The sequence below is a fragment of the Nonomuraea sp. LPB2021202275-12-8 genome (genome assembly GCF_037044575.1).
GTDB lineage: Bacteria > Actinomycetota > Actinomycetes > Streptosporangiales > Streptosporangiaceae > Nonomuraea.
In genome coordinates, this window is record NZ_JBAHWD010000005.1 from 131,293 (window position 1) to 145,704 (window position 14,412).

Annotated in this window: 13 protein-coding genes; 7 read left to right on the forward strand and 6 right to left on the reverse strand. The window is 73.1% G+C overall.

Annotated elements, in window-relative coordinates; genetic code table 11:
- Positions 1-3: 3 nt before the first annotated feature.
- Genes V5E28_RS11520 through V5E28_RS11535 form a run of 4 tightly spaced genes read left to right on the forward strand, consistent with a single transcriptional unit; the run spans position 4 to position 2,917 of the window.
- A complete protein-coding gene (locus V5E28_RS11520; protein ID WP_336207119.1) occupies positions 4-342 on the forward strand; it encodes a YciI family protein in 339 nt (112 codons plus the stop codon).
- 1 nt (position 343) lies between these two features.
- Complete coding sequence (locus V5E28_RS11525) at positions 344-1,576, forward strand: RNA polymerase sigma factor (protein WP_336206658.1); 1,233 nt, start codon at positions 344-346, stop codon at positions 1,574-1,576.
- A 32-nt stretch (positions 1,577-1,608) separates the two neighbouring features.
- Positions 1,609-2,196 carry an ArsR/SmtB family transcription factor gene (locus V5E28_RS11530; protein WP_336206660.1) on the forward strand — a complete coding sequence of 196 codons (588 nt, stop codon included), beginning with the start codon at positions 1,609-1,611 and terminating at the stop codon, positions 2,194-2,196.
- A 1-nt stretch (position 2,197) separates the two neighbouring features.
- The gene (locus tag V5E28_RS11535) at positions 2,198-2,917 is read left to right on the forward strand and encodes an SRPBCC family protein (protein WP_336206662.1); all 720 of its coding nucleotides are present in this window, start codon (positions 2,198-2,200) and stop codon (positions 2,915-2,917) included.
- Here V5E28_RS11535 and V5E28_RS11540 read toward each other — a convergent pair.
- The 3 genes from V5E28_RS11540 to V5E28_RS11550 form a co-directional block, all read right to left on the reverse strand.
- Positions 2,908-3,564 (reverse strand): class I SAM-dependent methyltransferase, encoded by a 657-nt coding sequence (locus tag V5E28_RS11540; RefSeq protein ID WP_336206664.1) that lies wholly within the window; start codon positions 3,562-3,564, stop codon positions 2,908-2,910. The genes V5E28_RS11535 and V5E28_RS11540 overlap by 10 nt on opposite strands.
- Before the next feature lie 68 nt (positions 3,565-3,632).
- Entirely contained in the window at positions 3,633-4,454 is an 822-nt protein-coding gene (locus tag V5E28_RS11545) for a TetR/AcrR family transcriptional regulator C-terminal domain-containing protein (RefSeq protein WP_336206666.1), read from the reverse strand.
- Positions 4,455-4,639: 185 nt separating this feature from the next.
- Positions 4,640-4,951, reverse strand: a complete 312-nt coding sequence (locus V5E28_RS11550) for a hypothetical protein (RefSeq protein ID WP_336206668.1) — start codon at positions 4,949-4,951, stop codon at positions 4,640-4,642.
- Between the two features lie 508 nt (positions 4,952-5,459).
- On the opposite strand from V5E28_RS11550, the gene V5E28_RS11555 reads away from it, so the two are divergent.
- The 3 genes from V5E28_RS11555 to V5E28_RS11565 are packed head-to-tail and all read left to right on the forward strand — an operon-like array spanning position 5,460 to position 9,512.
- Complete coding sequence (locus V5E28_RS11555) at positions 5,460-6,773, forward strand: purine-cytosine permease family protein (protein ID WP_336206670.1); 1,314 nt, start codon at positions 5,460-5,462, stop codon at positions 6,771-6,773.
- Positions 6,774-6,795: 22 nt separating this feature from the next.
- Positions 6,796-8,421, forward strand: coding sequence for a hydantoinase/oxoprolinase family protein (locus V5E28_RS11560; protein ID WP_336206672.1), 1,626 nt, complete (start codon positions 6,796-6,798; stop codon positions 8,419-8,421).
- Complete coding sequence (locus V5E28_RS11565) at positions 8,406-9,512, forward strand: DUF917 domain-containing protein (RefSeq protein WP_336206674.1); 1,107 nt, start codon at positions 8,406-8,408, stop codon at positions 9,510-9,512. The genes V5E28_RS11560 and V5E28_RS11565 overlap by 16 nt, the downstream gene beginning before the upstream one ends.
- A gap of 380 nt (positions 9,513-9,892) precedes the next feature.
- On the opposite strand, the gene ligA is transcribed toward V5E28_RS11565, so the two are convergent.
- From ligA to V5E28_RS11580, 3 genes are all read right to left on the reverse strand, one after another.
- On the reverse strand, positions 9,893-12,076 hold the full coding sequence (ligA, locus tag V5E28_RS11570; RefSeq protein WP_336206676.1) for an NAD-dependent DNA ligase LigA: 2,184 nt from the start codon (positions 12,074-12,076) through the stop codon (positions 9,893-9,895).
- A gap of 333 nt (positions 12,077-12,409) precedes the next feature.
- Positions 12,410-13,099 (reverse strand): response regulator transcription factor, encoded by a 690-nt coding sequence (locus V5E28_RS11575; protein WP_336206678.1) that lies wholly within the window; start codon positions 13,097-13,099, stop codon positions 12,410-12,412.
- Positions 13,096-14,322 (reverse strand): sensor histidine kinase, encoded by a 1,227-nt coding sequence (locus V5E28_RS11580; RefSeq protein WP_336206680.1) that lies wholly within the window; start codon positions 14,320-14,322, stop codon positions 13,096-13,098. Before V5E28_RS11580 ends, V5E28_RS11575 begins: the two co-directional genes overlap by 4 nt.
- Positions 14,323-14,412: the final 90 nt, after the last annotated feature.

Below are 14,412 nucleotides of genomic sequence, written 5' to 3' on the forward strand. Positions count from 1 at the left end.
TACATGCTGCTGATCTACACCAACCCCGCCTCCCAGCAGGCGGTCGCCGACAGTGTCGACGTCGTGATGGCCGAGGTCGACGCGTTGATGAAGGAGCTGGCAGAGTCGGGCGAGCTGGCGGGGGGCCAGGCGCTGGCCGAGCCCGCCGCCTCCAGGACCGTCAGGGTGCGTGACGGCGTGCCCGCGGTCACCGACGGGCCGTTCCTGGAGGCCAAGGAGTATCTGGCCGGCTACCTGATCGTCGAGTGCGACAGCGTGGAGCGGGCCACCGAGATCGCCGCCCGCTGGCCCGACGCCCGGCTGTGCGCCATGGAGGTCCGGCCGATCATCGACGAGGCCTGACGTGCGAGCCGTCGAGGAGGCGCTGCGCGAGCTGGCGCCACGGGTTCTCGGCGTGCTCGTACGGCGCCACGGGCAGTTCGACGCCTGCGAGGACGCCGTCCAGGAGGCGCTGCTCGACGCCGCCGTGCAGTGGCCCGAGCAGGGCATGCCGGACAACCCGCGCGCCTGGCTCGTCACGGTGGCCACCCGCCGCCTGACCGACCAGGTGCGCAGCGAGTCGGCGCGCCGGCGCAGGGAGGAGAGCGCGGCGGCCCGCGTGCCGGCCGACGAGTTCGTGACGCCCGCGCCCGGCGACGAGCGTCTGCCCGACCGCGACGACACGCTCACCCTGCTCTTCCTGTGCTGCCATCCGGCGCTGTCGCAGTCCTCGCAGCTCGCGCTGACGCTACGGGCCGTGGGCGGGCTGACGACGGCGCAGATCGCCGCCGCGTTCCTGGTGCCGGAGGCGACGATGGCGCAGCGCATCAGCCGGGCCAAGCAGCGCGTCAGGGCCGCCGGCGTGCCGTTCGGGCTCCCGCCCGAGCCGGAGCGGGCCGAGCGGCTGCGCGTCGTGCTGCACGTGCTCTACCTGATCTTCAACGAGGGCTACACCGCCACCTCCGGCCCGGACCTGCACCGCGCGGAGCTGACGGGGGAGGCGATCAGGCTGACCAGAGCGGTACGCCGGCTGCTGCCGGAGGACGGGGAGGTCGCCGGGCTGCTGGCGCTCATGCTGCTCACCGAGGCCCGACGCCCGGCGCGCACCGACGGGGAAGGGCGGCTGATCCCGCTGGCCGAGCAGGACCGCGGCCTGTGGGACCGCGACGCCATCGCCGAGGGCGTCGCCCTCGTCACCGGCGCCCTGTCCGGCTCGCCGCTCGGGCCCTACCAACTCCAGGCGGCGATCGCCGCGGTGCACGACGAGGCGCCCAGCGACGCCGCCACCGACTGGCGGCAGATCCTGGCGCTGTACGGCGTGCTGTCCGGCATGGCGGACAACCCGGTGATCAAGCTCAACCAGGCGGTGGCCGCCGCCATGGTGCACGGCCCGCGTGCCGGGCTCGGCCTGCTCGACGAGGTCGCCGCGGACGAGCGGCTGTCGGATCACCACCGGCTAGCCTCGGTCCGCGCCCACCTGCTCGAACGGGCGGGCGAGGCGGAGGCGGCCGTGGCGGCCTACCGCGAGGCGGCCCGCCGCACCACGAGCCTGCCCGAGCGGCGCTACCTGGAGGAGCAGGCGGCCCGGCTCGATTGACAAGTATTTTTTTCGGTGCGATCGTTGGGCCCATGTACGAAGTGGCAGTGATCGAGGACCCGGCGGCAGCCGAGGCGTCCCTCGACCCCATGCGGTCCAAGCTGCTGGCCCAGCTGGTCGAGCCCGGTTCGGCCACCTCCCTGGCCGCCAAGGTCGGCCTGGCCAGGCAGAAGGTCAACTACCACCTGCGCACCCTGGAGAAGCACGGCCTGGTCGAGCTCGTCGAAGAGCGCAGGAAGGGCAACGTCACCGAGCGGGTGATGCAGGCCACGGCCGCGTCCTTCGTGATCTCCCCGACGGCGCTGGCCTCGGTGCAGCCCGACCCCGCCAGGTCGCCCGACCGGCTGTCGGCCCGCTGGCTGCTGGCCCTGGCCGCCCAGCTCGTCCGCGACGTCGGCACGCTCGTCACCGGCGCGACCGAGGCGCGCAAGCGGGTCGCCACCTTCGCCATCGACGGCGAGATCCGCTTCGCCTCGGCCGCCGACCGCGCCGCCTTCGCCGAGGAGCTGGCCGGCGCCGTCACCTCCCTGGTGAGCAAATACCACGACGAGAACGCCGAGGGCGGCCGTGACCACCGTCTGGTGGTCGCCGTGCACCCCGCCGTGCGAAAGGAGCACTGAAGTGGGCCACGCGTTCGAGCTTCCCCAGGAGGCGCTGGTCGACGCGACGCCCGAGGAGGTGTGGGCGGCCATCTCCACCGGGCCGGGCATCGATTCGTGGTTCATGGGCCGCACCGAGGTGGCGGGCGACGCCGTCCGCACCGCCTTCGGCGGCATGGATCTGTCCTCGACCGTGACCGCCGCCGAGCCGGGCCGCCGCTTCGTGCACAGCAGCGAGACGGCCGAGGACGGGCGGTTCGTCGCCTACGAGTTCCTCATCGAGGGCCGTGAGCGGGGCAGCACCACGCTCCGCATGGTGGCCAGCGGTTTCCTGCCGGGCGACGACTGGGAGACGGAGTTCGAGGCCATGGCCGGCGGCCTGGCGATGTTCTTCGCCACGCTGGTCGAGTACCTCACCCACTTCGCGGGCCGGACCGCGACTCCGGTCACCGAGTTCGGCCCGCCGGTCAGCGACTGGCCGCGCGCGTGGGAGATCCTGTACGGCGAGCTGGGGCACCCCTCGGCGGGCGACAAGGTGCGCTTCGAGCCTGACGGGCTCGCCCCCGTCGAGGGCGTCGTCTACTTCGCCGGAGCCCAGACGCTCGGGGTGCGCTCCGGCGACGCGCTCTACAGGTTCATGCAGGGCATGGGCGGATCGATGGTCGCCTCCCACCACCTGTTCGGCGAGACCGGCGACCAGGGGCCGGCCTGGCGGGCCTGGCTCGAGCGGCTCTACGCCTGAGGCTTGCGGGCCCGGATCGCCAGCGCCACCGGCACGGGCCCGCCGGTCTCGGCGAACCGCTCCAGCACCAGCCCCGCCTCCAGGAACGCCTGCAGCAGGGCGGCCAGTGGCCAGTGGCTCGCGCCCACCTTGTCCCGCACCCCCTGGTCGGTCCAGGACGCCTTGGTCCAGTGGCCGTCCACGTAGCCGGGCCTGATCACCACCGCCTCGGTGTCGCTCCGGTCCGCGAACCCGCCGCAGAAGCACGGATGCACGCCGACGTGCACGAACACCCCACCGGGACGCAGCACCCTGGCCACCTCGCGCAGCACCGCCGGGTAGCCGGGCATGTCGGTGTGCGCCATCATCGCGATCACCGCGGGCAGGCGGTCGCCGCGCACCGGCAATCGCCCCGCGTCGCCCCGCACGGCAGGAAGGCGGCCGCGGGCATGGCCCAGCATCCCGGCGGACAGGTCGACGCCCACCGGCGTCCAGCCCAGCTCGCGCACGAGCGCCGCGTGCACGCCGGTGCCGCACCCGATCTCCAGGCACGGACCCCGGCCCTCGCCCAGCAGCTCGCGCAGCACCCCCTGGAGCCCCAGGGGGTCGCCTCGGCTGAGGAACTCCTCTTCGTACCAGTCGGCGATCTCGTCATAGGCTGCCTTCACCCCTCCAAACGACCACGGAGCAGGGGCGCGTGGCCAGCCTTTCCGCCGACGGCTGACAGGGGCGGGCGTCAGGACCGGGAGCGCGCCGGGTCGCCGTGCGCGGCCCTGGCCATGGTGGCCTCGATGCCGTCGAGCAGGACGGCCAGGCCGGTGGTGAAGGCCGGACCAGCGATGCCCTCCAGATGGCCCACGCTCTCGTCCCGCCGGGGGGTGACCGCCTGCGTCTCCAGCCAGGTCACCGACGGGTAGCGACCGGCGAAACCGGGCGCGACCTCCTCCAGCAGCGCCGCGCGCGCGTGCCACCACTCCTCGTCGGGCACCCCGGTCTCGGCCGGCGCCTGCCGCGACTCGGCGACCGTCCTGGCCGCCCCGCGCACGAAGTCGGCCAGCAGCGCGACGACACCGCGCAGGATGCCCGCCTCCAGCCCGGTCTCGCGCAGGATCCGTACCAGGGTCTCGATCACCGCGAACTCGTTCGGCCCCAGCACGGGCCGTGCCTGCGAGACCTGCAGCACCCACGGGTGACGCAGGTAGCAGGCCCTGGTCTGCTCCGCCCACGCGGTCACGGCGGTCCGCCAGCCGCCACGCAGGTCGTGCTCGGCGGGCAGCTCGGCCAGGGCGCGGTCGTACATGAGATCGACCAGCTCGCTCTTGCTCGGCACGTAGGTGTAGAGCGCCATGCCGCTGCGGCCGAGCCGCTCGCCGACCCTGCGCATGGACAGCGCCGCCATGCCCTCGGCGTCGGCGACGGCGATCGCCGCGTCCACGATAGCGTCCACGCTCAGCCCGGGCTTGGGCCCGGGACCGGTCCGCTTCTCCGCCTGCGCCTCGGCCCGCCAGAGCAGGGCCATCGAACGGCGTGCGTCGCCCTGTCCGGCGTAGACGACCAAAGTGCGGCTCCTCGCGGCGTGCCCGAGACATCTCTTTACGCCCTAAAACTATCAGGGCTCGCTGCCCGGTCCGCGGGTCGAGGCCCCCGGAACAGGCCGATGCCGGCCCTGAAACCCAAGTGGTTGCAGGACCGGCATCGGATGGTTACAGCCTCGGAGCCCGTGTGGCTCCGGAGCGGGGGTGGTCAGCCGTCCAGACCCCACCAGTTCGGCTTCTCCCAGTCCTCGTGGTGGTGGTGCCTGTCCTTGTCGTCATCGTCGTCGTCGTCCTTCTCGTCGTAGACGACGCGGCCCTTGCAGGCCTCGGCGTCACGGGTGCCCGCGGTGACCGAGTGGTGGTCGATGCGGAGCCAGGTGGCGTCCTGCGAGGCGTCGAGGACGCACAGGGACGCGCGGCCGTGGCGGTCGTCGTCGGCGACGGCTGTGCCCACCATGGCGGTGGCCATGGCGGCGGCGGCCAGCAGCACCCCGCCAGCGGCGATGAAACTAGATCTCATGATCCCCCCTGATCACGAAAGTGACATCGATTCGTCACTATACGTATTCGTCTCTCCCCTCTGGTGAGCTACGCCACACCTGACCTGTCGAACTTGTATTAGTCCAGGTCGAAGGCGTATTTCTCGCCGTAAGAGTGGGCTTTCGCAGGTGTGGCATGGGTGCTGTGGCGGGAGGGCGAAGGTTACGATCGGTAGTCGCCGGGAGCCCTGGTGCCTGGCGACGGTCTGGGCGGGCGAGCGCGCCGGTCGTCACACGACAGGGCCCGCCGCCCTCGCGCACTGGAGCGAGTCCGTCCGGGACGTCGGCACACCGCGCAGGCCGCTCCCGAGCTCGCGCCGGTCGTTCCTCGCCGCCGGCCGCCAGGCGGACCCCGAACGTACTTCTCGGAGCACATGACCCCTTTTCAAAGATCGCTTACGGATCTACCGTCGCAATGACACCCCCACCAGCGCGCGTCACTTCCTCCCCCGCCCTGAAGGACGAGGCTGCCACGCTCAAGGAGATCCGATGACGAGACCGGCTGACGCCGCTCTGTCCGATGAGGGAATCGTCCGCGACGACTACGCGCTGCAGCGTGTGCCCCCGAACGCCCGCTACGCCTGGGCCACCGTGGCCGTGCAGCGATTCGGCCTGCTCAGCGCCCTGTCCCAGTTTCTGCTAGGCGCCACCCTCGGCATGGGCATGACCTTCTGGGACGCCGTGCTCGCCATCACCATCGGCGCCGCCATCCTGGAGGTCGCCGCCATCGCCGTGGGCGTGGCCGGGATGCGCGAAGGGATGTCCACCACCCTCCTGGCCCGCTGGGCCGGGTTCGGCCGCTACGGCTCCGGCCTCGTCGGCGTCGTCCTGGCCGTCAGCCTCCTCGGCTGGTTCGGCGTCCAGTCCGCCGTGCTCGGGCAGGGCCTGGGCGCGCTGCTCGGCGGGCCGCCCGTCTGGGTCTGGGCCGTGGTCGGCGGCCTGGTCATCACCGCCATCGTCGTGCACGGCTTCGCCGGGATGGCCTGGACGGCGTGGATCACCGTGCCCGCCTTCCTCGCCCTGGCCGGCTGGGCCATCGCCGTCGAGCTCGCCAAGCAGCCACTCGGCGAACTCGTGGCCTCCGCCCCTCCCGGCCCCGTGATCAGCCTGGCCCAGGGCGCGACCCTGGTCGCCGGCGGATTCATCGTCGGCGCGACGATCAGCCCGGACATGTGCCGGTTCAACCGCAGCACCGCCGACGTCATCAAGCAGACCATCGTCGGCATCACCCTCGGCGAGTACGTGCTCGCCCTCGTCGGCGTGCTGCTCGCGCACGCGCTGCGCACCGGAGACGTGGTCGCCATCGTCACCACCACCTCCGGCGTGGTCGGCACCATCGTGCTCGTCACCGCCACCCTCAAGGTGAACGACTGGAACCTCTACTCCTCCTCGCTCGGCGTCACCAACGCCCTGGACACCGCCTTCGGCTTCCGGGTCAGCCGAGCCACCGTCACCGTCGTCCTCGGCGTGATCGGCACCGCGCTCGCCGCGCTCGGCATCGCCGACCACCTGGTGGGCTTCCTCGTTCTGCTCGGCGTCGCCGTGCCGCCGATCGCCGGCATCATGATCGCCGAATATTACGTGGTCCGCCGCTGGCGGGCCGACCTGGACGAGTCCCGGGTCCGAGGTGAGCTGCCCGCCTCCGCCCCAGGATGGGTGCCCGCCGCGCTCGTCGCCTGGCCGGCGGCCGCGCTCATCGGCAACTACGTGACCTGGGGCATCCCGGCGCTCAACGCCCTGCTGGCCGCGTTCGTCCTCTACGCGGTCATCGGCAGGCTGAGCGCGAGGCCACGAACCGCCTGATCACCTTCCGGCAGGAGCACCAGTGCGTGTAGGGATCGACGTGGGCGGCACCCACACCGACGCCGTCCTCATGGACCAGACCACCGTCAAGGCCGAGATCAAGACCGCGACCACCCGCGACGTCACCAGCGGCATCGTCACCGCGCTGCGGCGACTGCTCGCCGCCGCCGGCGTCGACCGGGCCCGCATCACCGCCGTGATGATCGGCACCACCCACTTCACCAACGCCCTCGTCACCGGCCGCGGCCTCGCCTCCACCGCCGTCGTACGGCTGGCGCTCCCCGCCACCGCGGCGTTGCCGCCACTCGTCGACTGGCCCCGCCGCCTGCTCACCGCGATCCGGCCCAGCGTCCACCTGTGCGACGGCGGCCACGAGTTCGACGGCCGCCCCATCTCCCCGCTCGACCCCGGCCAGCTCAGCCGGGTCGCCGCCACCATCGAGGCGCTCGGCATCCGCAGTGTCGCCATCTCCTCGGTGTTCTCGCCCGTCAACACCGAGCTCGAAGAGCGGGCGGCAGCCATCCTGCACGCCGAACTCCCGCACCTGCACATCAGCCTGTCCCACCAGATCGGCCGCGTCGGCCTGGTGGAGCGGGAGAACGCCACCGTCGTCAACGCCTGCCTGCGTGACCTCGCCGACGACATCGTCGGAGCGTTCGGGCGGGCACTGCGCACCGTCGGCGTGGCGGCGCCGCTGTTCCTGTCGCAGAACGACGGCACGCTCATGGACGCCGAGCACTGCCGCCGCTATCCCGTCGCCACCTTCGCCTCCGGCCCCACCAACAGCATGCGCGGCGCCGCGTTCCTGGCCGAGCAGGCCGACTGCGCGGTGGTGGACATCGGCGGCACGACCACCGACGTGGGTGTACTGACCGGCGGCTACCCGCGCGCCGCGACCGGCGAGGTGGACATCGGCGGCGTCCGCACCAACTTCCGCATGCCCGACGTGCTGTCCATCGGCCTCGGCGGCGGCAGCCGCGTCACCCACGGCTCGGGGCCCGGTGGCGCCGGCCTGCCCCGAGGCCGGGGCGGGCTGGAGGTCGGGCCGGACTCCGTCGGCTACGAGCTCACCGAGCAGGCCCTCGTCTTCGGCGGCTCCGTGCTCACGGCCACCGACCTCGCCGTCGCGGCCGGGCTGGCCGACATCGGCGACCCCGCCCTCGTCCGCCACCTCGACCGCGACCTGGTCCGCTGCGGCATCGACTGGATGGCCGCCCGCGTCGCCGACCTGGTCGAACGGATGCGGGTCTCCGCCGCGCCGCTGCCGGTGATCGTCGTCGGCGGCGGCAGCGTGCTCATGCCGCCCGAACTGCCCGGCATCCCCTCCGTACACCGCCCCGAACACCACGCGGTGGCGAACGCCATCGGCGCGGCCATCGGCCAGATCGGCGGGGACGTCGACCGGCTGTTCGCCATCACCCCCACGCACACCCGCGAGGACGTCCTCGACCAGGCGCGTACCGAGGCCGTCGAACGCGCCGTCTCAGCGGGAGCCGCCCGCGACACCGTCGAAGTCGTCGAGATCGACGAGGTCCATGTCGGCTACCTGCCCGGCAACGCCGTCCGCGTCCGCGTCAAGGCGGTCGGCGACCTCGACCTCGCCCGCCGCACCCCCACCGAGGAGGAGCCCCAGTGGGTTACGACCTGACCCTCGAAGGACTGCGCGACCTGGCCGAAGGAGCGGCGGTCCTCGGCACCGGCGGGGGAGGCGACCCCTACATCGGGCGCCTCCTGGTCGAACAGCAGCTCAAGGCCGGCCGCACCGTCACGATCATCGACGTCGGCGAGCTTCCCGACGACGCCCTGGTGATCCCGTCCGCGATGATGGGCGCCCCCACCGTCTTCATCGAGAAGCTCCCGTCGGGCGAGGGCAACATCGCCGCCCTGCGCGCCCTGGAAGCCCACCTCGGCCGCACCGCCGCCGCCACCATGCCGATCGAGTGCGGTGGCCTCAACAGCATGATGCCGCTTCTGCTCGGCGCCCAGCTCGGCCTGCCGGTCGTGGACGCCGACGGCATGGGCCGGGCCTTCCCCGAGCTGCAGATGGAGACCTTCGCCGTCTACGGCGTCTCCGGCTCGCCCATGGCCATCGCCTCCGACCACGGCGACACCGGCATCATCCACGCCACCGACAACCGCCGCATGGAATGGCTGGCCCGCGCCATGACCATCCAGATGGGCGGCGCCGCCTACATCAGCGACTATCCGATGGACGCCGCCACCGTCCGCCGCACCGCCGTGCCCGGCACCCTCACCCTCGCCCGCCGCCTCGGCTCCGCGCTCCGGCGGGCGCGCGCCGAGCACGCCGACCCCTTCGACGCCCTCGCCGCCGCCCTGTCCGGCACCATCTACACCCATGGTCTGGTCCTGTTCAGAGGCAAGGTGACGGATGTGGACCGCAAGACCGTGGACGGCTTCGCCCGCGGCCACGTCACCCTCGTCGACCTCGACGACCCGGACGACCAGCTGGAGATCATCTTCCAGAACGAGCACCTGGTCGCCCGCCGCAACGGCCGGGTGGCGGCCATCGTCCCCGACCTGATCTGCACCCTCAACACCGAGACGGGCACCCCGGTGACCACCGAGGCCCTCTCGTACGGCCAGCGCCTGACGGTGTTCGCCATCTCCACCCCCGCGCTCATGCGCACCCCGGACGCCCTCGACTGCTTCGGTCCCGCCGCCTTCGGCCTCGCCGACCCGTACACCCCCGTCGAGCACCTCACCGCCGCCACCACCTGACCCTCTCGCCCGCCGTCACCGACCTCAACCGGTGACGGCGGGAGGCGGCCCGCACAGACCCGGCCCTGCGGAGGTGGTGGTGTGGGACCGGTCCTGGGAGGTGGGCCCCCTTCAGAGTGAACCCGTTCGTGCCCTCCCTCGCCCGGGCAGGGTCCGGCGCAACCCTCCAGCTTCGGGTGGGCCCGTACGTGCCTTCCCCGCCTGGGCGGAGTCCGTACCACCTACCCAGGCCGCCACCGGCAAGGCCTCGACCTTCCACCGGCGCGATGGGACCCGGGCAGCGCAGGCAGACCCGGGCCGACTCTGGACGTACGTCCCCCGCCGTCCTGCAGGCGTGCGCGTTCGGGGAGCACGTCCTCGGGACGTCCTCAGGACGTCCGTCAGAGGAAGGCGGCCACGACGGTGGCGAACTCGTCCGGTGTGATGACCTCCACGCCGAGGGACTCCGCCTTGGTGCGCTTGGATCCCGCCTTCTCGCCCGCGACCAGCAGGCTCGTCTTGGCCGAGACGCTGGAGGACGACTTGCCGCCGGCCTGCTCGATGAGCTCGTTCATCTCGTTGCGCGTCAGGTCTGCCAGCTTGCCGGTCATGGAACCCGTGACGACGACGGTCTTGCCGGTCAGGGGCAGCTCGACGGCGGGAATCGGGGCGCCCTCAGCCCCGGGGACCTCCGCGTCGCCGTCGCCGTCGCCGTCGCCGCCGCCGGCGGCACCCGCACCGGCCTCCGCGCCGGTGGCGGCACCCGCGGTGACCCCGGCGGCGGCGCCCGGCGCGGGGGGCGTGACGCCCGGCTCGGTCATGTTGACCCCGGCCGCCCTCAGCTTGTCGATCAACGGCAGCAGCTCCACCAGCTCCGCCAGCATGAGCGTCGCCTTCTCCGGCCCCATGCCCTCGACGGCCTGGATGCCCTCGGAGTCGGCCGCGAGGATGGCGTCCATCGTGGCGAAGTGGCGCGCCATCCGCCGTGACATCGACCGGCCGGTGCCCCGCACCCCGAGCGCGCAGAACACCCTGCTCAGCGGCCTGGTCTTGGCCTGCTCGATGGCGGCGAGCAGCTTGTCGGTGCTGGTCTCGCCCATCCGGTCCAGGTCGAGGATCTGCTCCCGGGTGAGGGTGAACAGGTCGGCGAAGTCCACGATGAGCCCGGCTTCCAGCATCTGCACGATGCGGCTCTCGGCCAGCGTCTCGATGTCGAGCTGGTCGCGGCCGGCCGCGTAGAGGACGGAGGCGACGGCCCGGCAGCCGCGGCCCTTCACACAGCGCCACCGCTCCTGCGACCTGTCGATCTCGCTCCCGCAGTTGGGGCAGACCTCGGGAATGGGGATCTCGCTCTCGTCACCCGTACGCAGATGGACCACGGGAGCCTCCACCCGCGGGATGACGTCGCCGGCCTTGTAGACCATGACGGAGTCGCCGAGCTTGAGGCCGCGCCGGGCGATGTCGGCGGGGTTGTGCAGAGTGGCGTAGGTGACCCTGCTGCCGTCGAGCTCGACCGGCTCCAGCACGGCGCGGGGAGCGATGATGCCGGTGCGGCCGACGCCCCACTCGACGTCGAGCAGCTTGGTGATCTTCTCGGTGGCGGGCAGCTTGTAGGCGATGGCCCAGCGCGGCACCCGCGTGCCGAATCCGGCCTCCACCTGGTCGGCCGCGCTGTCGGCCTTGATGACGATGCCGTCGATGCCGAACGGCAGCTCGGCCCGGGCGGCCTTGAGCTCCTCGACGCGCTCCTGGATCTGCTCCACCGTGGAGACGACGATCCCGGCGACCGGGGTCGCGGCGGTGGTGGCCACGCCGAGGGCGGCGACCAGCTCCATGATCTCGCTGTGCGGCAGCTCGCGCAGCCGGATGGCGAGCTCGGAGGCGTCATCGGGCGGCAGCGGCAGCGCGCTGTAGCCGAAGAAGGTCAGCTCGCAGGTGTAGGGCCGGTCCTTGGCGCGCAGCGTGCCCGCCGAGGCGCTGCGCGGGTTGGCGAACGTCGTGCCGTCGTGCGCCTGCCGCTTGGCGCAGGCTGCGTCGAACTGCTCGCTGGTCATCAGCACCTCGCCGCGGATCTCCACGGTCACCGGCTCGGCCAGCTCCAGCGGCAGCCCGACGATGGTGCCGATGCCGTGGGAGACGTCCTCGCCCGCCGTGCCGTCGCCCCGGGTGACGAGCTGGACCAGCTTGCCGCCGTGGTAGCGGGCCGAGATGGCCAGGCCGTCGAGCTTGGGCTCGACGCTGTAGGCCTGCACGGGCCGGCCGAGGCGGCGCTCCAGACCGGCGATCCACCGGGCCAGCTGCTCGGCCGAGAACACGTTGTCCAGGCTGAGCATCGGCACCGTGTGCGGGACGTCGCCGACCACCGCGCCGCCCGCCACCTTGCCGGTGGGGGAGTCGGGCAGCACCTCGTCGGGGTGCTCGGCCTCGTAGGCCTGGATGCCGCGGAACAGGCGGTCGTAGGCGTCGTCGTCAAGCGGCGACTCGCCCGCGCCGTAATAGGCGGCGTTGGCGTCGACTGCCAGCTGGACCGCCCCCACGTAGGCGGCGTTGTCAGGCAGGGGGGTGAAAGGGGGCGCGTCAGTCATGCTCATATCGTGCCGTGTCCCACCGACAATTGCCCCTCCCACCGGGCGCGCCCGGGTAAAGCTCCCTGCCCGCGTTCGGTGGGCAGCAAGGCCATCAGCACGGCGGGCCCCCGACGGCCGGCGGCACCCCCCAGACGATCACTTCGGGGACGGCGGCCGCGACCGCTTCAGGCCGGGCGTCGGGACCGCTCCGGCGGGCGAGGAGGCTGCTGAAGAGGGCGACCCCCGCGGCCTGATAGCGAGGAGATGCCGCACATACCCCCGCCATGCCTGCCCCGGCCGAGCCGGAGTTCCTCCCGGGCCGGCAGGAACCGCCGAAGGCCCAGCGGACCGTCAACGGTCCCCTCCTGGGGAGGCCGGCCGCACGGCGCCCGAATCCAGCGCGTCGTGCGCCAGGACGGCGAGCTGCGTGCGGTTGGCCAGCCCGAGCTTGGTGAGCGCGCTGGAGATGTGCGCCTTGACCGCGCCGACCGACAGGTGCAGCCGCTGCGCTATCTCGGCGTTCGAGGTGCCGTCGGCGACTGCGAGCGCGACCTCGCGCTCGCGGTCGGTGAGCCTGGCCAGGCGGTCGCGGGCCCGATGCGCGCGGGTGTCGACGCCGCCGGTCACGTGGGTGATGAGCGTGCGCGCCACGCCGGGGGAGAGCACCGGCTCGCCCGCGGCGGCCCGCCGCACCGCCTCGACGATCTGCTCCGGAGGGGTGTGCTTGACCAGGAAACCGGCCGCGCCCGCGCGCAGCGCCTCGATGACGGTCGTGTCCCCGTCGAAGGTGGTCAGGACGATCACCTGCGGCGTGCGGCCAGTCCGGGCGGCGAGCGCGCGGGTGGCGGCGATGCCGTCCAGGCACGGCATGCGGATGTCCATCAGCACCACGTCCGGGTCCAGCCGGTCGACGGCGCCCGGCACGTCGGCTCCGTCGGCGGCTTCGCCCACGACCTCGAGGTCGGGCGCGCCGCGGAGCATCAGCCGCAGCCCGGCGCAGACCAACGGGTCGTCGTCGACGAGGAGCACGCGGATGGTCATGTCTGCCACGGTAACCGGGCCGACAGCCGGAACGCGCTCCCCGACGGCCCGTGATCGAGCTCGCCGCCGTCGAGGGCGACCCGCTCGGCAAGGCCGAGCAGCCCGTTCCCGGTGTCCGCGGCCGTGGGCCCCGCGGCCAGCGGATTCTCCACGGTCACCGCCAGCCGCCCGCCCGGCTCGCCTTCGACGCGCACGGTGACGGGCGCGCCGGGCGCGTGCTTGCGGGCGTTCGTCAGACCTTCCTGGACCGTACGGTATGCGGTGCGCTGCACGTGCGGGCGGATCGTCCCGGCGCCTTCCGGCAGACCGGCGAAGCTCACCCGCTGCCCCGCCGCCCGAGCCTCGTCGAGCAGCCGGGGCATGCCGTCCAGGCAGGGCGGAGCCGGTCCGGCGGCGGCGGGTTCGTCGGCGCGCAGCACCGACAGCACGTCACGCAGCTCGTCCAGCGCCCGGCGGGCGTTGTCCTGGATCACCTCGACGGCCTCGTCCACCTCGGCGGCGTCCAGCGGCGGTCCGGCGCCCGCCGTGGCGGACCTCGTCCGGTAGGCGAGCGCGCCCGCGTGCACGCTCAGCAGCGAGATCCGGTGCGCCAGCACGTCGTGCATCTCGCGGGCCAGCCGCTCGCGCTCGGCCCTGCGGGCCCCGTCGAGCCTGAGCCGGTGCTCCCGCTCGGCCACCTCGGCGTCCCTGCGCAGGCCGGCGACGAGCAGCCGGCGGGCACGCATCACCATGCCGAGGCAGAACGGCCCGGCGAAGGCCAGCAGCAGGGTCGCGGCGACCACCTGCCGGGTGACGCCCGGAGTGTCGTTGAACAGCGCGTAGTAGCTGACCGCCAGCAGGTAGACGGCGGTCATCGCGGCCGCGCGCGGCCACGGCCGGTGCACGGCCAGGGTGAGGCCGGCCACCATCGTCGCCCCCATCGCGGAGGCCGAGAGCAGCAGCGCCGGAACCATGGCCACGGCCAGCAGGAAGGGGAAGCGGCGCCGCCACCACAGCGCCAGGCAGGCGGCGGCCCCCACCCACGGGTTGATCGCGATCAGCCAGCCGGGCAGGAAGCCCACGCCCTGCGGCGGGTAGTCGCGCGCCTGCTCCACGGCCATGATCGCGGCGAACGCGAACAGCGCCGCGTCGGCCGCCCAGTCGCGCGGCGTGCGGCGGCCCGCCGGCCAGCCGTCCAGCGTGGCGAGCTCGGCGGGCAGGAGCCGGCGCGGCACGGTGGTCATGCCGGTGAGCCTATGCGCGCCGACCCGGATGGATCCCTGGCCGTCCGGCCACCCTTCCTGGCCGGACGGCCCGTGCCGGCCACCGACCGG